We start from the raw sequence: 21,408 nt of genomic DNA, 5'->3' as shown, positions 1-21,408 counted from the left end.
CTAATTCATTACGCATTATTACCGTTTCGTGATTCTTTGGGTTGGATACGCCTCCGACTTTCTACAAGTTTGTCCTGGTGAGTCCAACCTACCGAATTACAGAAATTATCATTAGCCATGAAAAAAACATCATTCAAAGTCCTTCTGCTAGCTACTCTTGTGGGTGCGCTGGCTACCCGCCCGGCGGATGTACTCAAGGAGCTGAAGCTGACCCAGGAGCAGGTTAGTAGTCAGGTATTCGAACAGTTTACTTACGACCATCCGTCCCTGTACCTCTCCTACGAGAGCCGTCAGGCAGCTAAGCAACTTTCCGCTCAGGCACGGGCTACCGCCGTACGGGCCATCTACCCTATAGTAAGGACGTATGTGGAATCTGACGACTTCAGGAGCCGCTACGATAACTGGCTGCGGAGCAAGTACCACATCAGCGACACCCCTGACCCGTCGGCCACTATGACCAATGCTGACCTGAGGGCTATGATGGACGAGCAACTGGATCAGACACTGGCGGCATTTTCTAATCTGACACCGCAGCTACTGGCTATGATGCTGCCTGAGCAAGTAGCCCAGATCCAGGAGCAGATGCAGGAGGCCGATGCCCCCACCAAAGCAGCCCTGAACCGTGAGCTGACGGAGCTGAAACAAATACAGCCACTAGCCACTACCAAACCTGCTGAATTTAAAACCCGATTCCTTGCATCTATGAAGCGCTCCATGGCCCGTCAGCTGGAGCAGGGCATGCAGAATGAGGAAGAACAGCTGGCGAAGGCGAAAGAGCAGGCAGAGGAACAAAAGGCTAATCAGGCCGAGTACCAGGCCCGGAAAGACCCGAATGGTCTGCTTAAGAAACGGCTTCGCGAATTTATAACCCTGGCTGAGTCGGTCGACTTCAATGCCCAGATTGAGAAGCAAGGCTATCGGGTTGAATTTGTGAAAGATGACTACCGCAATCAATCCAGGGAGTGGAAGCAGCTGTACCGGATTGGCCGTGAGCCCGTCATAGCAGCCCGCGATCTGGCTCGTGCGTGGTTAAAAGACTTGAAATAACCTGTATAAAAGATAAAAATATACACTACGCTCCGGCCTGAACCGGAGCCTCCATAACACTAAGAACTACAACCCAATCCCAGAAAAACAGAATACGGATCATTCCCGTAAAAAGCCGCTTCACCAGCGGCTTTTTACGTTTCATGTCATAACAGCGTTTAGAAAACGAGAAATTGTGATAATCTTTATATAGCATTTCTTTTTATTGCATTGATTAATGACTCCTCAAGCTATAAATACCCTGGATGATAAGTGGTTACGCATTACCGGAATAGGCCTGCTGACGGTAATAGGTTACTTTGCTAACTACTATAGTCAACAACCAGTGACAGGGAAACTATTGGCTAGCTTCCTGGTCTTCTTTCTGTCCATTTTTCTAAACTGGCATGTCAACCGGTTTTTGATCCTTTATTTCCGAAACAGATATCCGGAAAAACAACTCCTTCCTAAACGGCTGTTACTGACATTCCTGACCGGCAGTATTGCTTCTAACATCATTATCCGGTTTATGGGGGCCATACGCTACTGGATACTTTTCGGAGATTTTACCAGCTATGAGACCTACCATCAAACGGCCAGAATTACACTCAATAAGATGACTATCTCGCTGAGCTTGTTCGGGTTTGACTTTGTGATGGCGATTACAAACTTCCTGTTTTTTCAGGCTATATACGAAACCCTATTTTTTATCCGTGAATCATCTCTGAAAGAGAAAAAGCTTCAGCAGGCCGAACAGGAGCGGGAAAAACTCCGGGCGGCCAACCTGCAGAGCCAGCTCGACGCCCTGAAGCAGCAGGTTAATCCGCACTTTCTGTTCAATAGCCTGAACGTGCTGGATTCACTCATTGAGGATGATCCCCGGCAGGCCCGGGTATTCCTGGAAGAACTCAGTACCGTATATCGCTACCTGCTCCGTTCCAATGAGCAGTACCTGATTAACCTGGAAAATGAACTGGACTTTATAAACTCCTACTATCACTTACTAAAAACCCGCCTCGGAAATGGCCTGCAGCTGAATGTAAATATCGGTAAGAAGTACCAGAGCTATAAGCTACCCCCGCTTACACTGCAGCTATTGGTAGAGAATGCCTTCAAACACAACATTGTACTACCCGATCAGCCTCTGGTGATTGATATTGTAACGGATAATGAAGGTCGGTTGCTGGTACAGAATAACGTGCAGCGCAAAAACAGCCGCATCAATTCAAATGGAGTTGGCCTGACCAATATATTAGCTAAATATCGGATGCTGAGCCAGCCCGACCCATCCATCCGGGAGGATAACGGATTATTTGTGGTGACGCTCCCCCTGATTGAAGCGAGTATATAATGCTAGTATTCTTATTTTAGCATTACCCGATACTACTAACTTACACCAGACTGATGAAAGCGGCCGACGACAGAAAAATCCGCCTTATTGGCCCTCCTATCCTGTTTTTGATAGGCACACTGTTCTTTCGGCTGAACTGGTATGTTGACTATACGTTTGAAAAGCTGATCCGGGCGGATCTGATAGCACTGTGTGCAGGATATATATGCTGGAACCTAACCCGCTGGGTAGTAATTTCTCTACAAAAAAAGTACCCGGGCATTACTAACCTCCAGCGCCGACTACTCTGGATGGCGGTTCTTTTGCCGGTACTGGTCAACTTTGCCTGGCTGATCCGGCAGCTTGCCCACATCATCTTCAACAATGCCTCTTTTGCCAGCGAAAACATTACTGAGTATACTTATTCGCTTGGCATCCAGATTTTTTACCACTGTGTCTACTACGCTATCTACGAGGGTAGTTACGGCTTGCAGGCCTGGCAACATGCTTATGAGCAGAATGAGCGGCTTAAGAAAAATAAACTACAGAGCCAGCTCGACTCACTGAAAAGCCAGATCAACCCGCATTTCCTTTTTAATAGCCTTAATTCGCTTTCAATGCTGATTCACGAGAATCCCAGGCAGGCAGAGAACTTTGTAGACGAAATCAGTAACGTATACCGTTACCTGTTGCGATCCAATGATCAGGAGCTTACTACGCTCGGACGTGAGCTACAGTTTATCAACTCATACTTTCAGTTACTGAAGACCCGATACGGTGCGGGCTTTGATATGCACATAGCGGTAGAAGACTGGCAGCAAGACCTGCGGATACCTTCACTGACACTACAATTGCTGGTTGAGAATGCGGTAAAGCATAACATCATCCTGCCTGAGCAGCCGCTGGTAGTCTGGATAGAGACACAGGGGCAGGCCCTGATAGTGCGCAACAACCTGCAGCGTAAAAACATAGCCGCCTACTCCAGTAAGCTAGGATTAGCCAACATTGCTTCCAAGTACCAGTTGTTGAGCGGCCATTCTATTGCTATGCACGAAGAGAATGGCTTTTTTACAGTAAGTCTCCCCTTGCTGACTGGTCAGCCCCAAACCAGGCCTGCACTATGAAGCCATTCAACGATACCCGACTCCGCCTGCTGGGCCCGATAGTCCTGTTCGCTTTCGTAGCCATATTTTTCCGGCTCAACCGCTACTTCTTCAGCTGGCCCTGGACTACGATCCTGCTCAATGACTCCGTAGAACTGGCTACCGGTATACTAAACTGGCAAATAGCCCGTTGGGCTGTTCTGCGTATTCAGCTAAATACCCCTGGCCTGACCAACACGCGCCAACGGTTCCTGCGGCTGCTTTCCATCATGCCTCTGCTGGTAGCTGTATCGTTTTTTATTCGTCATGCGGCCCGCTACTTTATTGAGGATCAGTTCATGTTCTTTACCGATACGGCCGAAGTCAGCCGTAGTGTTGGTATCCAGTTCTTTCACGTTTTTATTTACCTTGTTATATACGAAGGCTGGTATCAGATACGGCAGTGGCAACAGGAAGCCATCGAAACAAGTACCCTGGAGAAGGTATCACTGCAAAGTCAGCTCCGGTCGCTGCAGCACCAGGTCAATCCGCATTTTCTGTTCAATAGCTTAAATACCTTATCATCACTCATCAGGGAGAGTCCCAGCCGGGCTGATGCTTTTCTGGATGAGCTAACTTCGGTATTCAGGTACCTGCTGCAAAGTGAGCGCCAGCTGGTGCCTCTGAGTGAGGAGGTAGAGTTTATACAATCGTTCGGTCATTTGCTGCAGGTCAGGTACCCGGCCGGGCTTGTCATGGATATTTCTATTGATGCCACGCAGAAGTCGCTGTTTATCCCACCCCTGACCCTGCAGATGCTCGTCGAAAACGCCGTGCGTTACAACGTCATTCTGCCCGAGCAGCCCCTGCACATCCGGATATACACCACGCCTGACCAGCGGCTATCCGTAGCCAATAGCCTACAGCGCAAACCGCTCCGCGTGGAAACCACCGGAGCTGGCCTGACCAACTTGACCATACGGTACGGGTTGTTAAATGAAGGTGAACTGATTATTGAAGAACAGCCGGACTGGTTTGTGGTGAGTATGCCACTGGTAACCGAAAGCCGGCTGGCCGAGTTAAAGTAGCTATTTCCCCATCCATTTCTTGAAGTCACTAGCCCGCTCACGGCTGACCAGTACCTCCTCGTCCGGATCAGGCTTGAGGGTCAATTTTAGTTTGTTATTGAAGTATGGGTGAATCTGTTGCACCGAATTGATACTGACAATGTACTGGCGGTTGGCCCGGAAGAAATGTTCAGGGTCCAGCATGGCTTCCAGTTCATCCAGGGTATAGTCCAGCGAGAACTTCTGGTTGGCCTTGGTACGGAACAGGCTGACACCGGATTCGGAGTAGAAAAAGGCAATATCCTGTACCTCGACGGGTACCCACTGCGACAGGTGGCGCACAAGGAACCGGCGCCGATAGTCGGTTGGTGTTACCTGCTGGCGTAGCTGCTGTACCAGCGCGTCAATGGCAATACGGGGGGCACTATCAACGCCCTGGCCGTTACTTAGCCGACGATGTTTTTCCAGACTGGCCTCCAGCTCGTGCCGTTTAATGGGCTTTAGCAGGTAATCGATGCTGTTGACTTTGAAAGCCCGTAGCGCATATTCATCGTATGAAGTAGTAAATATAACCGGTGCCGAAACGGTAGTCTGCTCAAATATCTCAAAGCTCTGCCCGTCGGCCAGTTCTATATCCATCAGGATCAGGTCCGGAGCCGAAGCCTGATCAGTCGTATTACTTTCCAGCCACTTAACAGAGGCCCGCACGCTCGGAGCCGTACCTACTACGCGCAGGCTAGGATCCACCTCCTCCAGCAACCGCGTCAGTTTACGTACGGCCAGCTCTTCGTCCTCTATGATAAAAACATTCATGCAGAAACAGCTTTGAAATTAAAAGGAAACAGGTAAAGCTATTTACTTTCAGAATCAGCATCAACGAATGATGCTATAAAGTGGCCAAAAAAAAAGGTGAAATTGCATTAACTGCGGTTGAACTGTACTGCCTGGTTTTTAGGAGGCAGTGCTAAGCCGTAGGTTCTTCTTATAATACAGCCACCCAAACAACCCTCCCAGGGTACTATACCACAGAACGCGATACAGAAAGTAATCCATAAATCGGTCAACTGAAAAATTGTAGGCGTAGAGCAGGTATATAGTAAACGAAACAGCCACGCCAGCTCCGATAGAATTAAGCAGGGTTCTTTTCAGGACTGATACCACTGCCAGATATAGTACCGCAACGAGTGGATGTACCCACCATAGAAACAGAATATAAATAACCGAATGAAACAGTAGGAACTGAAGGAACCGTGTAAAGTAAGATAAAAGCGTAGTACTTTCATTTAGATAACCGCTTGGCTTTGCCATCGCAAAAGCAGCCGGCAAGGCATTGGCCATAGCATCGAGCAGAAATATCAGAAGTACTAGCCTGATGAAAGCACGTAGCTGTTTATTGCGAAGCATACCTAATGGTGAGATTGCTAATTACTCTTAAATCAGCCCCACGGTACACTGATAACACTACTTTTTCAGGATCGTAAACTCTACCCGGCGGTTGGCAGCCTGTCCTTCGGGGGTATCGTTGGTGGCCGTCGGACGGCTTTCACCGTAGCCTTTGCTGGCTACCCGGTCAGGCTCAATGCCTTTTCCGATCAGGTACTCCCGTACGGCATCAGCGCGGTCCTGCGAGAGCTTGAGGTTAGCAGCGTCCGTACCTACGTTATCGGTATGTCCGCCCAGCTCAATAGTTAACTTATTGTTCTGGGTCATGGTAAGGGCAATACGATCCAGCTCAGAAAAGGATTCTGTACGCAGCGTAGATTTACCAAATTCAAACGAGATGTTATTCAGGCGGACAATCTGCCCCTCTTCGATGGGTACCAGTTTCAGGGATTTGTTGCTGATCTCCCGGTAGCCTTTTCCTTGTTGAGCGGTAGTGGAATCAGTAAGGTCTACGTTTTCACCTTCGGCGATGAAGTTAGGGGCAACGGCCCGCATGCTGTACTTCTTGCCGTAGGGTAGCACTAGCTTGTACTCACCCGTAAGGGGATTGGTAGTAGCCGTACCGGCCTCTTCGCCACTGGCCATATCTTCATAGATAATCTGCGCCTCTACGGGCTTGCCTGTTTTGGAGTCGATTACTTTGCCACTAACCAGTACCACCGGATCAGGAGCCGGTGCCATCGGTTCGGTAGGCTGGGCTTCGCCCGGCTGCGTTTTTGGCCGCAGGTCTATACGTACTACGTCGCCTTTACCAAGAGTTTCTTTAAAGGAAGTCATGTAGGCATAGTCGCCCGCTGCGGATACGGTATAGTAGGCGTCGTAGCCGTCGGTATTGATACTTGCACCCAAGTTAACAGGCTTGCTCCACCGCTTCCACGACTTGTCGATGCGCTTGGTGTAGTAGACATCGTTGCTCCCCTGACCACCCGAGCGGTTGCTCGAGAAGTACAGCGTCACCCCATCGGGAGCCAGGAAAGGCGTTGTTTCGGTAAAGTCGTTGGTATTAATCTCCGAACCCAGGTTCATGGGTTTAGTCCACTTACCTCCCTTTTCCTTAAAACTAACGTAGATGTCGTCGTCCTTGCTGTTTTTCTTCTCGCTGAAGGCCATTACCAGTACTCTCCCGTCGGTGGATAGGTACCCGCAGTCAAACTGGCCCTTACTCATCTTCTCGTAGCCGGGTATATCCAGTTTTTGAGGAGCCGACCAGCCTTTGGCTGTACGCTGCGTAACAGAAAAGCCCCGGGTTTCGTAGCGACCGTTGAGGTAGGCCCCTTTTAGCAGGGCGGTATTGCCATCGGGTGAGATGCTATAAAGGCTATTGTATTCTTCTTTATTGAGTGGAGCGGGCAGGCGCCGGGCAGGCGACCACTGCCCGTTCTGATTTTCGGAGTACCAGATATCCTGGCTTCCTTTGGTTCCAAAGGTATTCTGTGGGTGACTGATGCGCGCGTAATACAGGGTCTTCCCATCCGGTGAAATGACCGGACCTATTTCGTTAAACTCAGAATTGATGGTCTGACCCAGATTTTCAAATCGGGGAGCCATCTGAGCTACACAAAAGGTACTTACGAAAAAAGTAACTAGTAAAGAGGGTACAACGCGCATTGCTATGATCAGGCTATTACTTAGACGGATTCGTTACATACAACGATGTATCCAGCGTCTTATTTTCCTCACGGCTAGCCAGGAAGGCTTCCATCTTCTCAAGCAAAGCTTCGGCCGTATCGGCTACCAGCAGCAGCGCCCGGTTTTCCGGCCGCAGAAAACCTTCCTCTACCATCTTGTTGAGGTGTACCAGCAGGTGGTCGTAGAAACCGTTGACATTCAACAGGCCTACAGGCCCGTGGAAGATCTTCAGCTGTGACCAGGCCAGTATCTCAAACAACTCATCCATAGTACCATAGCCACCGGGCAGAGCAATTACTCCATCCGACATCGATACCATTTTGGCCTTGCGCTCGTGCATCGTCTCTACAAAATGAATCTCCGACAGCGTCTTGTGCGCTACTTCCAGCTTAGCCAGGAAGTTGGGGATGATACCCGTTACGCTTCCGCCGTTTTCCAGTACACCGTCGGCGATGGTACCCATCAGCCCCAGGTTACCTCCTCCATATATCACTTTTGTATTTCGCGCCGCCAGTTCTTTTCCCAACTGGTGCGCTACTTCTGTATATACCGGTTTATTACCCGGATTTGCCCCACAATACACTACTACAGATTTCATTATTAGCTGTTAGCTTTTAGTTATTAGGTGTTAGTTTTTTAGGATGTCAGGCGTTAGCTGGTTAGATAGTAGATTTTCTTATGACTTACCAATCATTACGATGTGTAAGTACCTATTCGTCAGGTGTTAGCTTTTTCATTTATGAATAAAAACAAAAAAGCTAATACCTAAAATCTACCTGCTAACAGCTACCCACTATCCTACTATCTCTGCCGCCAGGGTTTTCAGATCCAGGCCACCAAAGGTACCTGAGCTCATCATCAGCAGGTTGGCATTCTGCCACGACTGACTCCGCAGGAATTCCTGAAGCGACTCGCTGTCTGTAAATATGTGGAGGTCATTACGCCTGAAGGCGGTACGGATATCCTGCTCCGTGATCGGTTCCAGGCGCTTGTGCTCGATGGTCTGGGGGTTGTAGAATACAACCGCTACATCTGCCGCCTCAAACTTGTCGCGGTACTGGCTCATGAAGGTCTTATTGAGGCTACTGAAAGTGTGCAACTCGGCACAGGCTACCAGCTTCCGCTTGGGGAACTGCTCCTTTACCGCTCTGGTAGTAGCTTCTACCTTAGAGGGAGCATGGGCAAAATCTTTGTAAATGATGGTCTGGTCATTCTTTCCCAGCAGCTCAAGACGATTAGAGGCTCCTTTGAACGCCTGAATAGCACGGTAGAATTCTTCATCCGTAATACCCAGCCGCTCACAGACGATACGGGCGCCGCTGATGTTTTTCATGTTGTGCTCTCCAAATACCAGCAGAGGTACATCGCCCTGGGTCTTGGTCTTGAGGAAGGTCTGGCCATTCACTACCTTGTACGGGTGTGCTTCATACGGGATTTTGGTCACATCAGGACGCTCCTTCTGCCCGATCACGTCCAGCATATCATCCGTTTCGTCAAATATGATCACACCGGCTTTGGGCAGGCTATCGGCCAGTAGTTCAAACTGCTTCACGTAGGCCTCCCAGGTAGGGAATACATTGAAATGATCCCAGGCAATACCACTGATCAGTGCTATGTGCGGGTGGTAGTGCAGAAACTTAGGCGTAGGGTCGAGGGGAGAAGTCAGGTACTCATCTCCTTCCACTACGATCATGGGAGAATCCTCGTCCAGACGAACCATGTTATCAAATCCTTCCAACTGAGCCCCCACCAGGTAGTTGCACTTACGCTGGTTGTACCGCAGTACGTGCAGAATCATGGAGGTAATGGAGGTTTTGCCGTGGCTACCAGCCACTACAATACGCTGCTTATCCTTGCTTTGCTCAAATATAAATTCGGGGTACGAGTATACTTTCAGACCTAGCTCCTGGGCTTTGAGCAGTTCCGGGTTGTCCTGCCGGGCGTGCATACCCAGAACAACAGCTTCCAGATCCGCCGTTATTTTTTCAGGATACCAGCCTATTTCGGCAGGTAGCAGGTTATGACTAGCCAGTCGGGTGCGCGAAGGCTCATATATCTCATCATCAGATCCGGTAATGACAAATCCTTTGCGTTTTAGCTCGATGGCGAGGTTATGCATGATACTCCCCCCAATGGAGATGAAGTGTATTTTTCGAGACGGAGTTGATTGACTCATACTATCTTTTTGTAATTTCTGATTGGCAGCGAAGTTAACAAGTTTTTTCCTATCCTGACGTTGGAGTACTTAGCTTAGTCGGGACAACCGCTTCTGCCTCCATATCCTATACCATTATTCCGGTCCATAAAGCTAATCCCAGAGTTACTTCTGAGTATAACCAGCCGGATAGACTGTTATAGATAGGTAATGTATATTCACATAAAAATTTAGAAAGACCTGGTCTGTTAATATGACAACGAAACGAATTCTCCCCCTGCTATTTTTACTCCTTTCTACCAGCCTGACCTTCGCGCAGCTCAAAGTAGCACAAGTCTTTGGTGACCACATGGTGCTGCAGCGCGATAAAGTCATCATGGTATGGGGGTGGGCCGATAAAGGTGAAAAAGTAGCTATTACTCTGAATGGTCGTACTGTCACCACCAAAGCCGGTCCTGACGGCAAGTGGATGACCGATCTACCCATCATGCCCGCAGGTGGCCCCTACCAGCTCATTATAAAAGGCAAAAAAGACCAGATTACCCTAAACGATATACTGATCGGCGAAGTATGGCTGCTGTCGGGACAGTCCAATATGGAGTGGAAAGTACGGAGCGCCGATAATGCCAAAGCTGAAATAGCTTCGGCTAACAACGCTACCATCCGGCACTTTGAGGTAGCGCATGAGCTGGCCTTTGAACCGCAGAAAGACTTTGGTAAGGGCGAATGGAAAGTAGCCTCTCCCAGTACCGTAGGCGACTTCTCGGCGGTAGGGTACTTCTTTGCCCGTGATATTTCGCAGAAATTGGGCGTACCCATAGGTCTCATCCACTCATCATGGGGAGGCTCGCAGATCGAAGGCTGGATCAGCGAGAAGGCTATGAAGGAGTCGGATGTACTCTACTACTACCCCCAGACCATGGCCCGCAACTGGGACGAAGACGCCAAAATTCAGGAGAAAAAGCTCATCAAACAGGCGTACGGTACTGACACCTACAACATCAGCGCCGTAGACGAAAGCGCTTACCTCAAGCCCGGCTACGACTATAGCCAGTGGAAACTAAAGGCAAACCCGATGGGGCAGTGGGTGTGGCAGGGCGTCGGGGGCTACCGTGGTACTGCCTATGTACAGCGCACGGTGGATGTACCGGCCGAGCTAGCCTCTGCCGAAACTACCCTCCACTTTGGCCGCAACACCGGCGACCTGGCTTTTTATATTAATGGTAAGAAGGTATTTGAAGGTACTACCAAAGAACCTATCCAGATCAAGCTGCCTGCCGGTACCTGGCAGCAGGGGCCTAACTCGCTCCTGATAAAGATGGAGCCTAATCGGGAGCCGCAGTACTTTGGAATGGGTTTTATGGGTGCTCCTTCTGATTTTTCTGTCAAAGGAGCCGGTAACACTATTCCGCTGGTCGATACCCGTTGGAACATGATGCCCTCCTGGAAGGCCACACGTACCTACGACCACTTCATGAATAACGTAGGTACTACCATCTATAATGCCATGATCGCGCCGCTGGTACCCTACACCATTGCGGGCGCGCTCTGGTACCAGGGCGAAACCAATGCGGGTAGGGCCCAGCAGTACCGTCAGTCATTCCCGCTCCTGATCAATAGCTGGCGACAGGACTGGGGCTACGAATTTCCATTCCTGTTTGTGCAGCTGGCCAACTACGGCCGCAACCAGAGCAGCAACGACGGCAGCGACTGGGCCGAGCTCCGCGAAGCCCAGGCTATGACCCTCCGTATCCCCAAAACTGGCATGGCCGTGACTACCGACATCGGTAATCCCGACGATATTCACCCGACCAATAAGCAGGATGTAGGCAAGCGGCTGGCCCTGTCGGCCCTGAAGGTAGCCTATGGTCAGGATGTAGTATACAGCGGCCCTACCTATAAAGACGTGCGTTTTACAGACGGTCAGGCCATCCTGAACTTCGATAACGTAGGCGGGGGCCTCTCCACCAAAGACAAGTACGGGTACCTCAAAGGCTTTGAAATAGCCGGGGCAGACAGAAAGTTTTACTATGCTAACGCCCGTATAGAAGGCAATACAGTAGTGGTGTCGCACCCGCAGGTACTTACCCCCGTGGCTGTACGCTACGGCTGGTCCAACTCCCCCACCGACGCCAACCTCTACAACGCCGAAGGCCTGCCCGCCTCCCCCTTCCGTACCGATACCTGGAAAGGCGTGACGGAGGGAAGGAAGTTTGAGTAAGGCTTAGATAGCTGGTGTCTCTCACCAGCTATTTTTGTATCATTGTTCAAATACTATAATATGAAAAGGCTACTATATCTAAGACATGGAATAATAGGAATGTTATTATGGCTAATTATTAGCGCATGTATACTACTTTTATACTCCTTAAATATTTCAAAGTATGATGTTACAGCTGGATCCTTTGCTGTTATTGCTTCTACAATATCAGCTATTTTCGCATATGAAATAATTCATAAGGATAAAGTGAATCAACTACCTTTCGTAACTATTGGATTCGACGATCACAGCCGATATAGTTTCTTCCAGTTCGTAGTTAAAAATATAGGTGGATCAACTGCATTCAATGTTCAAGTTGAATGGTTAAATGAATTAAACAATAGTAGTTCTTCCTATTCAATACCAAAAAATCTTGAAGGAAAACCTATTCGTTTCCATAAGGAAGATCAATTTAACCGTATTCTTGCTCTTCAAAAGGGAGAAACTCACTATACACTTGTTAATAGCCATAACGAGTTCTTTAAGCAAAATAAACCTGCATGCTTTCTTGCCAGAATTACATTCGAGGATAGCTTTATTGATGGAGAAAAGTATTCATATCTTATCCCAATCTCGCTAGAAGAGAATAAATGGACACTTGACCATATTGATGAAAAGCTAAAGGCTGAATATCAGATTCAGAAGCTTCCTAAGAAGCTGGATGACATAAAAAGCGAATTAGAGCGAATGAATAATAATAAAAAGTCCGAACTAAAACTTCATCAACTTCTAATTGATTCATTGCAACATAAAAATAATAGCTAGTTAATCCGCTGAAGCTGAAGGCCCCTACCATCCTTCATTACAAGTCCCTCATTCGCCGGAAACAACACCGACTAGGACAAAGGGGCAAATGAAAGAGATAGTACCTTTGAATAAAGACGAGCCAGGTATGACAACGAAAGATTACATACTGGAAACTATAAAATTGCACAAGCCTGAGCTCGAAAGATTGGGCGTTAAGCAGGTAGGTTTGTTCGGTTCGTATGTTCGGAACGAGCAGTCACCCAGCAGCGATATAGACCTACTCCTGGATTTTGAACCCGGGCAGGAGAAGTTTGATAACTATATGCAGGTATGTGACCTATTCGAGGAGCTATTCCAATATCAGAAAGTAGACGTCGTAACAAAGAATGGCTTGAGTCCCTACATTGGCCCAAGGATACTAAAGGAGGTAGTCTATGTCTAAGGAAGCCATTGAGTACCTGAAACATATCAGGGATGAGTGTAAGTACATCTTGTCTGTAACTGGAGAGGAGGTAACAGTGGAGGCATTTCTGCAAGATGAAACCTTAAAAAGAGCTATCGCCAGAAGCTTAGAGATTATTGGCGAAGCCACCAAGAAGATACCTGCTGATTTTAAAGCAGAACGATCATCTATACCATGGAGAAGCATGGCTGGTATGCGCGACAGACTTATTCATGACTACATGGGTGTTAACTACCTGCTGGTCTGGGACGTAGTAAAGACTAAAATACCTGAAATACACGATCAGATAACGGAGGTAATAGAAATAGGATGATACTACTGCGCTGCTAGTTTCACGGTTACTACCTGTGGTTGATCATCCCTTAAGATGGTCAATTGGGCTTCATCTCCTTCTATCCCTACACCCTCGAATACGACACACTCATCCGTGAGCACCCGATAATCTTTATTCCCTACTTGTAGTACCCGATCACCGGCTTTTAAGCCCGCTTTATCAGCAGGAGAATCTTTGTCGACCGCCGCTACGATCATTCGCTTTTCATTGGTTGGTGCATCTACCTTATAAAATAAGGTAAAGCCGAAGGATGTTGGATTTCCGAGCGGGAGCTGCTGGGCATAGGGGATCAGGCCTATTTTTCGCTTGCTCCAATCAAATGTGACGGTGTAGTTGTGCAAAAAATGCCAGCCCACATGATTTGCCGTTTTAGGAACAAAGAGTACCTCTACGGTATCTACCAGTAAGTGGCCGACTTTAAAATCGGTAATTCTGGCGGTATAGCTCGTGTTGTCGTAGACCGGGTCCTTCAGACTACCGTAATTGGCCAGTCCGGAATTAGCCTTGTACTGTACCTGTGACCTAAGGGATTCAAATAAGGCGATATCATTAGTCATAAAGCCATTTCCTCCCGTATCAAAGATGAATTTTTTGGTTTTCCCATTGGGGAAAGTGCAGTTGACCCGGGCGCGGTTATACTCATCGGTGGTGAAAGGCAAGCTTATCTGCGAAGCCGCAGACGGCAAAGAATCAGGTGTATCAGATACTAGGATTTTATGGTTACGGAAATCAAAGTGCCAGATAAAATGCTTTAATATAGAGGTACCTATCATACCGTCGACCTGAGCACACTTAGATAGGAAAGGATCTTTTTCCAGATCAAAAACTATGGTTCCTACCTCGTTAAAAACTAATCCGCCTATTTCTACCTTGTCCAATACCATATGAGCGGGAAGGGCTTTCTTCCCGGGTTTGATCAGGCCTAATTCTTCGGCTACATTTTTAGAAAGTACTGACAGTGCCCCAGAATCAACAATAAAGCGGTAGGTTCGGGAAGAACCGTTTAGCTTGGCTTCAATAATAAGCTTATTGCTTACGTACATTTCAAAGGGAATTTCACGTACAAATCCCTTCTGCGTTACATAGCCACTCCGCACGGCTTTCCGCTTATGCATATGTTCTATAAACCCACCGCAACTACTCAATAGCAATGCTAATAACAGGACTGGAATTTGGGAATAAGGTAGCTTCATGCTTGCCGGATGATTTTTGCCTTAACTGGTGAGAAAGACTAGCTATTTTGAAGGTACTTCGCTTGCCGCTGATGACACAGGTAAATATGGAGAAAATAATTTTAATAATGATTAGTGTTGAGTCTATTAAACCCTAGTTACCAAGCACTTATAAAGCATTTAAAAATAATTATTGACATTTCTATTTACTAGTATCTATAGGTACCTCATTCCTTGGAAATAGCATTGACAAAGGGCATAATAGCCCTAGTTTAGAAACTTTCCAGAAGATACTCTACTCCCTGTAAAAAGGCGTTAACATTTTTTAACGTGCTTATTAACAGTATATAATGCTGTATTACTAATCTTTGTAGGCATACCTATCAATATATCCTATATGCCGCATTAAGTCAGACGCAGGTCTCATTATCTGGTACTCTTCCAGATAGATTGATGTGTGAAGTAGTACTTATACCTACCTCGGTAGGACTGCAGATTTAACCACCTTCTACCCTTACGAAAACCTGTTGATCCTCCTTATGAGACTTCTGATTATTGGCCTGCTACTTATTATTTCAACAGAGTCTTTTTCACAGAGACGTATCTATGAAGAAAACTCGCTCCGGCGCCGTAATCAAATCTATGTTCCCTTATCTGATACTAACAGCTTGTTCGTTGCCTTCAATCATTGGCAGGAGTTGAATGCACATGCGGCTATTGATTCACTGGTGCAGTTGTTCAAAAGAGACTGGCCCATTTTCAAAGCGGCTAATTCTTCACCTGAAGAATACCATAAACTACTATATATCTTAGATAGGAACGGCGAGCGTTCATTTAAGCCTGTTCCTGATCCGGGTCAAAGCTTACATTTTAGGGTAGAGCAGGATTCAGTCATACCAGCCTATTCCGGTCCTGATACCCTAATTATCGAAAAGCAGATTAACTCTGCTAATACCCTGCAGTTACCTCAGAATATTCGCTACTACTTTATCCTGAACCGCTTTGAGGAAATAGGCCACTATCAGAACATCAATAAGTATATTCAACGGGCCAATGTACTGGCTGCGCAGCATCCCAAAAAGAAGGTGTTGGAACCCCGCTATATGAGTTTTGTTACTTTGGATTCAACCTCTACTTTTCCAGTTACGGCCCGAGCGTATTCATCTATGCCTAGTAAAGTTATAAAGCTAGGCATGGGAACTGGACTGGCGCGCAATCAGTGGTATAGTAGCCTTTCTGGTGAAATAACTGTTCTACCCGAATTAAAACGGACAGGGCTTAGGGTTGGCTGGGACGAATATTTCTTTTTTAGAAACCAGGATAACGCACCTACACGCATTGTACGGAATTCTTTTCTGAATGTCGGATTAGTGCTTTTCCATCCTTATCCCAAAACCAGTAAGACCAATTATAATCCGGCTCCTCCTGAAAGAGGTGCTTTGACGTTAGGTTATTTGGTTAACAGAAATGGAGATTACTTTACAAAGAATACCTGGCGCCTGGCCAGTAGAGTCAATGTCGCCAGGCGTATTAACATTGAGCCCGAACTCTACTGGAATGGGCTATTCAAAAACGTCTATCCAGGTCTAAGGTTGAATGTTGCTTTCTTTACAAACGAATAATGCTTTCTTAGAAGTAAAGGATTAACTCAGTGAGCTATGAAAGTGGAAGTAGCAAGTTCAGAGCACTTTACAATAGGTTAAGAAAGTGTACATTCGCTGTACAAAGCTTTTTCTGTCGCGGCTGGCGTTTCTATCAACTATTTCCCCTCAAGTACTAAGTCAAACGATACAACACTAGTATAAACAAGTACCCATTAAACAACTAATCAACCAGCCATGAAACCTATATTTACAGCATTACTACTAGGATGGGCCTGTCAGGTACTTGCCCAGACCGCCAGCACCGGGACAGCCTATACCGAGATTAGCGCTATACCCTACTACCAGGAAACTGACCAGGACACGGCCAACCATAAACTGAACCTGGTACTGCCCAAAAATGTAACGAAGCCGCCGCTGCTGATCTGGATTGGGGGCGGGGCCTGGTCGTACGTCAACCGGAACATGGAGATGGACGTAGTCCGCAAAATGGCCTCGAAAGGCTTTGCGGTAGCTTCGGTTAGTCACCGGCTCAGTGCTGCCACCTGGAAGGACCCGGCCCTGAACACCGGAATCAAGCATCCTGAACACATCAAGGACATTGCCCGGGCCATCAAGTACCTGCACGCCAACGCCGCTACCTACGGCTACTCCGACCGGAATATATTTGTGGGAGGGTACTCATCCGGCGGGCATCTGGCGGCCCTGATCGTGATGGATGGGCAATATCTGGCCAGCGAGGGCCTTTCCAAAAGTATGATCAGGGGCGTTATCCCCATGGCAGGCACTTATGACATAGGGCATTACCACCAGGTACTGACCAGCGGCAACGGACTGGCCTTTGCGGACAACCATATAGGCAGCGTGTTTGGATTAACTCCCAAAGAATTTGAACTGGGCTCCCCTACCAGCTATATCGACAGCCTTTCGACGCCAATGCTGCTAGTTTCAGAGACCAACACCTTCAAGTATACCCGCTTATTTGAGGATAAGCTACGGGAGGCCAATTATAAGCAACTGGAGGTACTACACGTACACCGGCTCAACCACGGAGAGCTATGGAAAAATCTGTCTTACGCACCCGAAAGTATCTACCGGGACCTTATGGCTGATTTTATAAGGAGAAATACAGAAGCAGCTACGGCTCCTAACTGATCTATTGGCTGGCTCACACCAGCTATTCCTCAGCAAGTAAGTACTTAACTTGCCGGTGGTACTTCCGGCTACTACAAACCTTCGCACATGACCTCACCAGAAATGCTATCCAGGCAGACTCAAGACGCCTATAGCTGGCTTAATAAACTTATTGATCCCATTCCTTATGAACAGTGGGATGTACTGCCGGAAGTAGTTGAGTCCAGTGTTACCTGGCAGGTGGGGCACCTCGTAATGAGTCTGTACTACCACACGGTGATGGTCATAGTAGGGCATCAAACAGATATCCTGCTGCAAGTACCGCTGAAAGAGTACAATGAGCTATTTACGGTAGCGGCTCCTCAGAAGGTCACAGGGCGGGTAGAGGCCCCGGTCCTACACCGTCACTTGCTATTGATGCAAGACAAATCGCTGGCTGTTATTCGATCCCTTACCACAGAGGAGCTTACAGGCCCCCTGATACCTACTCCCGTACCCCATCCCATTGCCAATACCAGGTTTGAAGCCATAGATTGGAACATCAAGCATACCATGTGGCACTGCGGACAGTTGGGGCTACTGAAACGAGTAGTCCATGAACGATTTGACTTTGGATTAAAAATAGCCAAATAGGTTAGCCTTAGCTGGCAGAAATACCTGCTTCCCCTCAGCAAGTACCTTTCCAGCCGATGGTACCTTTGCAAAGGTAAAGCCAGTAGCAAGGCCACAACTCAGCTTCTCACTATACGAATGGCAGATCCAGTAGACGACACATTACAAAGCTTTGGTATAAGCTCTTTAACTTCAAAGCAACTGTTCAGGGAGCAGGCTACTATTGTAGAACTACCGAAGAACATAGACATATTTGTTGAAGGCAAAAAGAATCACAGCGAGTACCTGCTGATTTCGGGCGTTGCTCATCGATATAACATTTCAGACAAGGGCGACATTGTAACAACAGGTTTCTATCTGTCCAATTCAGTGGTAACGCCTCATTTTGCAAGAACAAGCGAAGGGAAAAACCTATTCAGCCTGCAAACGCTGACGGATGTAGTCCTGGCCGAAATTCCGGTGGCAAAGCTTGATGAATTGAGAGCTACCAATCAGGAATTTCACGACTTCGGACAGAGGGTAGTCGAAAGGGAACTGTCAAGGGCCGTATTAGTTGAGGTAGCTCTGCGCTCATTCAGTGCCAAAGAGCGACTGCTAGCCATGCGAAAGCAGTATCCTAACCTGGAAAACCTGATTCCCCACCACGTTATTGCCTCATACCTGGGTATTACCCATGTCTCTTTCAGCAGGCTGCGAAGTGAACTTTCGAGAGAATAGCGATTTTATCAAATGATAACAGAAATCGCTTAGCTAACTCTCAACTTTGTCTCATTGAAACACCTAATCAGTAATCAATATGAGACAGATAATCTTCGGTATGACCCTCCTCGTATCACTAGCTACAAAAGCCCAGTCCAACGGCGAGTACATAACTAATGTAGTGGACAATAAGGGCGATATGCTCTATACAACCATCTATCCTAACCCGGGTAAGGAGACAATTATCCTGCTACACGGAGGCCCGGGATTCTCCAGCGATCTGATGGAAGTAGTAGATATCCTGAAAGAGAACTTTCAGGTAATTACCTTTCACCAGAGAGGTACCAAAAAGTCGCCCTGCGCAATCAAGGACTACTCCATGGATGCCTACCTGAGTGACATCGAGGCGGTCAGAGGCTTCTATAAGGTTGATAAATTCCACTTGTGGGGGCACTCGTGGGGTGGATTGTATGCGCAGGTCTACGCTGACAAGTACTCTGATAACCTACTGAGCCTGTTTTTGTGCTGCCCAGGATCGGGTACCAATCTGGAATGGAAGCAGACGGAGAAAGAGGTGATGCAGCTCAATAAGTCAAAGTGTACTACCTGGCAATGGGCCCTTATGGGCTGGAACAACCTCCTGGGCATGCTAGGCAGCGATAGGGCCTACGGACGACTCTTTACGCAGGTGATGAAAAACTACAACGACGACTTTATTGACACCCAAAATCTAGGAGTTGACTTCTCAAATCTGAAAGCAGAACCCATCAACCGCACCAGACCCCAAATCGTAAAGTACCCCGTACTGGCCAGACAGGAGCAGCCGGCCTATCCTATCTCGATTGTCTACGGTGATCAGGATATTTATCAGACAAGCAAAGACTTTGTTATCAACCGCTATCCAACGGCCAGGGTACTAACCATCAAAAACAGCGGACACATTCCCTGGCTGCACAATCCAGCAGATTATAAAAGCATTCTGAAAGGGCACTATCAGGGAGAGACAACCACTACCCAATACCTGCAAAAGCAGTAAGTAATTAAGTACCTGTACTTTTATCCACATCTGTGCCACTCCGGGTGCTACTATTCTGCCTATGTAAAAAGGAGTGAGTACCTTAATACTCATACATAGGGATAACACGCAGTACTCATGAAAATTACTCTTGTCAATAAAGGTACCCGCAACCTCCTTACCTGCGAGCGGCACGACGGCAGCTATGAGGTAGCGGACATCGGGCCTCAGCTTCCCTACCACGATATAGCCCACTACGTGGTGGAGCGGGAGCTAAAGCTCAGAAAGGGATTTTATGGCAATATATACAGTGGCTACACGGTGGAGCAGCTCTCTACCAAAGAGGTAATCCAGCGCCTGGATGTGGAATCAATGGTTTCGGAGATAATTACCCGGGCGCTGCAGTCGCTAAGTACCGGTGCCTGTACCCCAGATCAGTTTTCGGACCTGGTACAACAGGAACTGGATAAGTTTGGAATAAACTCCCCTTTAAGCCTAAATAAAGAACGCGTTAATCAGATGCTGCTCCACTACCAGGACCTGATCCGGCAGTGGCGAGCGGTTGCCGAAGGAGAAAGCCTGACGTTGACATTGCATGTACACCAGTTATAGTCGAAAGCCTATGAACACAGCTCCAATGGATGTAGATCAGTACATCGCCCAGTTCCCCTCCGAAGTTCAAGTCATTTTACAGCAGATCAGGGCGCTTATCAAGCAGGCAGCCCCCGATGCGGTGGAAAGCATTAGCTATGGTATACCCGCCTACTACCTCAACGGCCGGCAATTTATTTACTTTGCAGGCTATAAAAAGCACGTGAGCCTGTACCCGGTCCCCCGGCAACACGAAGCCTTCGAACAGGTACTATCGGAGTACAAAGGCGGAAGAGGCACGGCACAGTTTCCGCTCAGCAAGCCCCTGCCCCTGGACCTGATCGCAGAAATTGTAAAGTTCCGTATCCAGGAGAATCAGGAGAAAGCTACTAAAAAGAAGGCTGCTCCGAAGCCGTCGGGAGACTGCTTCTCCCTGCTGGCAGCTCCGGCCAGGCGCGCGCTGGCAAACCATGGTATCACTACCCTGCCACAACTAGCCAGCCTGACTGAGAAAGAGGTACTAGCCCTGCATGGCATGGGCAAAAGCTCGCTTCCCAAACTACGGGAAGCCTTAATCGGACAAGGACTGGATTTCAGAAAATAAGTATGGATAAGACTCCTAAATCCACTCCCGAAGAACAGGTACAGGAGTACTTTCAGCAACTGGATCATCCGCTGGTCGAGGTAGTGGAAGCGTTACGAAAGATTATCCTATCAACGGATGAAGAGGTAGGTGAGCACATCAAGTGGAACTCCCCGGCTTTTTACTTTACCGGAGCTATGGAAGCCTTTGATCCCAAAGAATACAAGCGGGACCTGGTGGTAGTTAACCTGCACAAAAAAGACGCGGTACTGCTGGTATTCCCAACGGGAGCTCATATCAACGATCAGACGGGGCTCTTGCAGGGCACCTACCCCGACGGCCGTAAGACGGTGAAGTTCACTAATCTTGATGAGGTGGCGAAGCAGGAACAGAGCCTGCGGTGGGTAGTAAAAGTATGGCTGCAAGAAGTAAGGAAGTAGGTACATCTTCTAATCAATAGGGTCA

At 47.8% G+C, this 21,408-nt stretch carries 22 protein-coding genes; 16 read left to right on the top strand and 6 right to left on the bottom strand.

The annotated features are described in order from the left end of the window. Positions 1-117: 117 nt before the first annotated feature. The 4 genes from JUB14_RS00745 to JUB14_RS00730 all read left to right on the top strand — a co-directional run bounded on the left by JUB14_RS00745 (position 118) and on the right by JUB14_RS00730 (position 4,526). Positions 118-1,047, top strand: coding sequence for a hypothetical protein (locus tag JUB14_RS00745; RefSeq protein WP_207503590.1), 930 nt, complete (start codon positions 118-120; stop codon positions 1,045-1,047). Positions 1,048-1,264: 217 nt separating this feature from the next. After that, entirely contained in the window at positions 1,265-2,377 is a 1,113-nt protein-coding gene (locus JUB14_RS00740) for a sensor histidine kinase (protein WP_207503587.1), read from the top strand. Between the two features lie 53 nt (positions 2,378-2,430). Next, entirely contained in the window at positions 2,431-3,480 is a 1,050-nt protein-coding gene (locus JUB14_RS00735) for a sensor histidine kinase (protein WP_207503586.1), read from the top strand. Then, complete coding sequence (locus JUB14_RS00730; protein ID WP_207503584.1) at positions 3,477-4,526, top strand: sensor histidine kinase; 1,050 nt, start codon at positions 3,477-3,479, stop codon at positions 4,524-4,526. Before JUB14_RS00735 ends, JUB14_RS00730 begins: the two co-directional genes overlap by 4 nt. On the opposite strand, the gene JUB14_RS00725 is transcribed toward JUB14_RS00730, so the two are convergent. The 5 genes from JUB14_RS00725 to JUB14_RS00705 form a co-directional block, all read right to left on the bottom strand. Continuing rightward, complete coding sequence (locus JUB14_RS00725) at positions 4,527-5,318, bottom strand: LytR/AlgR family response regulator transcription factor (RefSeq protein ID WP_207503582.1); 792 nt, start codon at positions 5,316-5,318, stop codon at positions 4,527-4,529. Between the two features lie 138 nt (positions 5,319-5,456). Then, complete coding sequence (locus JUB14_RS00720; protein WP_207503580.1) at positions 5,457-5,909, bottom strand: hypothetical protein; 453 nt, start codon at positions 5,907-5,909, stop codon at positions 5,457-5,459. Positions 5,910-5,966: 57 nt separating this feature from the next. After that, positions 5,967-7,556 carry an OmpA family protein gene (locus JUB14_RS00715; RefSeq protein WP_207503578.1) on the bottom strand — a complete coding sequence of 530 codons (1,590 nt, stop codon included), beginning with the start codon at positions 7,554-7,556 and terminating at the stop codon, positions 5,967-5,969. Positions 7,557-7,572: 16 nt separating this feature from the next. Continuing rightward, positions 7,573-8,175 carry an LOG family protein gene (locus JUB14_RS00710; RefSeq protein WP_207503576.1) on the bottom strand — a complete coding sequence of 201 codons (603 nt, stop codon included), beginning with the start codon at positions 8,173-8,175 and terminating at the stop codon, positions 7,573-7,575. Positions 8,176-8,370: 195 nt separating this feature from the next. Then, positions 8,371-9,753, bottom strand: a complete 1,383-nt coding sequence (locus tag JUB14_RS00705; protein ID WP_207503574.1) for a UDP-N-acetylmuramate--L-alanine ligase — start codon at positions 9,751-9,753, stop codon at positions 8,371-8,373. 232 nt (positions 9,754-9,985) lie between these two features. Between JUB14_RS00705 and JUB14_RS00700 the strand changes: the two genes are divergently transcribed. The 4 genes from JUB14_RS00700 to JUB14_RS00685 all read left to right on the top strand — a co-directional run bounded on the left by JUB14_RS00700 (position 9,986) and on the right by JUB14_RS00685 (position 13,515). Next, positions 9,986-11,953 carry a sialate O-acetylesterase gene (locus JUB14_RS00700; protein WP_207503572.1) on the top strand — a complete coding sequence of 656 codons (1,968 nt, stop codon included), beginning with the start codon at positions 9,986-9,988 and terminating at the stop codon, positions 11,951-11,953. 60 nt (positions 11,954-12,013) lie between these two features. Beyond that, positions 12,014-12,757 carry a DUF8453 domain-containing protein gene (locus JUB14_RS00695; RefSeq protein WP_207503570.1) on the top strand — a complete coding sequence of 248 codons (744 nt, stop codon included), beginning with the start codon at positions 12,014-12,016 and terminating at the stop codon, positions 12,755-12,757. 127 nt (positions 12,758-12,884) lie between these two features. Next, complete coding sequence (locus tag JUB14_RS00690; RefSeq protein WP_207503568.1) at positions 12,885-13,181, top strand: nucleotidyltransferase family protein; 297 nt, start codon at positions 12,885-12,887, stop codon at positions 13,179-13,181. Further along, positions 13,174-13,515: a HepT-like ribonuclease domain-containing protein gene (locus JUB14_RS00685; protein WP_207503566.1), complete on the top strand. Its 342-nt coding sequence runs from the start codon at positions 13,174-13,176 to the stop codon at positions 13,513-13,515. Before JUB14_RS00690 ends, JUB14_RS00685 begins: the two co-directional genes overlap by 8 nt. 2 nt (positions 13,516-13,517) lie before the next feature. Here the strand turns inward: JUB14_RS00685 and JUB14_RS00680 are convergent, their stop codons facing one another. Beyond that, positions 13,518-14,651: a retropepsin-like aspartic protease gene (locus JUB14_RS00680; protein ID WP_207503564.1), complete on the bottom strand. Its 1,134-nt coding sequence runs from the start codon at positions 14,649-14,651 to the stop codon at positions 13,518-13,520. Between the two features lie 596 nt (positions 14,652-15,247). Between JUB14_RS00680 and JUB14_RS00675 the strand changes: the two genes are divergently transcribed. The 8 genes from JUB14_RS00675 to JUB14_RS00640 all read left to right on the top strand — a co-directional run bounded on the left by JUB14_RS00675 (position 15,248) and on the right by JUB14_RS00640 (position 21,383). Beyond that, entirely contained in the window at positions 15,248-16,330 is a 1,083-nt protein-coding gene (locus JUB14_RS00675) for a hypothetical protein (protein WP_207503562.1), read from the top strand. Between the two features lie 216 nt (positions 16,331-16,546). Continuing rightward, complete coding sequence (locus tag JUB14_RS00670) at positions 16,547-17,464, top strand: alpha/beta hydrolase (protein ID WP_207503560.1); 918 nt, start codon at positions 16,547-16,549, stop codon at positions 17,462-17,464. Between the two features lie 87 nt (positions 17,465-17,551). Beyond that, positions 17,552-18,076, top strand: a complete 525-nt coding sequence (locus JUB14_RS00665; RefSeq protein ID WP_207503558.1) for a DinB family protein — start codon at positions 17,552-17,554, stop codon at positions 18,074-18,076. Positions 18,077-18,193: 117 nt separating this feature from the next. Then, positions 18,194-18,772: a Crp/Fnr family transcriptional regulator gene (locus tag JUB14_RS00660; RefSeq protein WP_207503556.1), complete on the top strand. Its 579-nt coding sequence runs from the start codon at positions 18,194-18,196 to the stop codon at positions 18,770-18,772. 79 nt (positions 18,773-18,851) lie between these two features. Next, on the top strand, positions 18,852-19,790 hold the full coding sequence (locus tag JUB14_RS00655) for an alpha/beta hydrolase (RefSeq protein WP_207503554.1): 939 nt from the start codon (positions 18,852-18,854) through the stop codon (positions 19,788-19,790). A gap of 117 nt (positions 19,791-19,907) precedes the next feature. Next, on the top strand, positions 19,908-20,381 hold the full coding sequence (locus JUB14_RS00650) for a hypothetical protein (protein ID WP_207503552.1): 474 nt from the start codon (positions 19,908-19,910) through the stop codon (positions 20,379-20,381). Positions 20,382-20,391: 10 nt separating this feature from the next. Beyond that, entirely contained in the window at positions 20,392-20,964 is a 573-nt protein-coding gene (locus JUB14_RS27975; RefSeq protein ID WP_310586057.1) for a DUF1801 domain-containing protein, read from the top strand. A 2-nt stretch (positions 20,965-20,966) separates the two neighbouring features. Next, on the top strand, positions 20,967-21,383 hold the full coding sequence (locus JUB14_RS00640) for a DUF1801 domain-containing protein (protein ID WP_207503550.1): 417 nt from the start codon (positions 20,967-20,969) through the stop codon (positions 21,381-21,383). Positions 21,384-21,408: the final 25 nt, after the last annotated feature.

Source organism: Telluribacter humicola (genome assembly GCF_017355935.1).
Classification (GTDB): domain Bacteria; phylum Bacteroidota; class Bacteroidia; order Cytophagales; family Spirosomataceae; genus Telluribacter; species Telluribacter humicola.
This window is presented reverse-complemented; position numbering and strand designations above follow the sequence as displayed.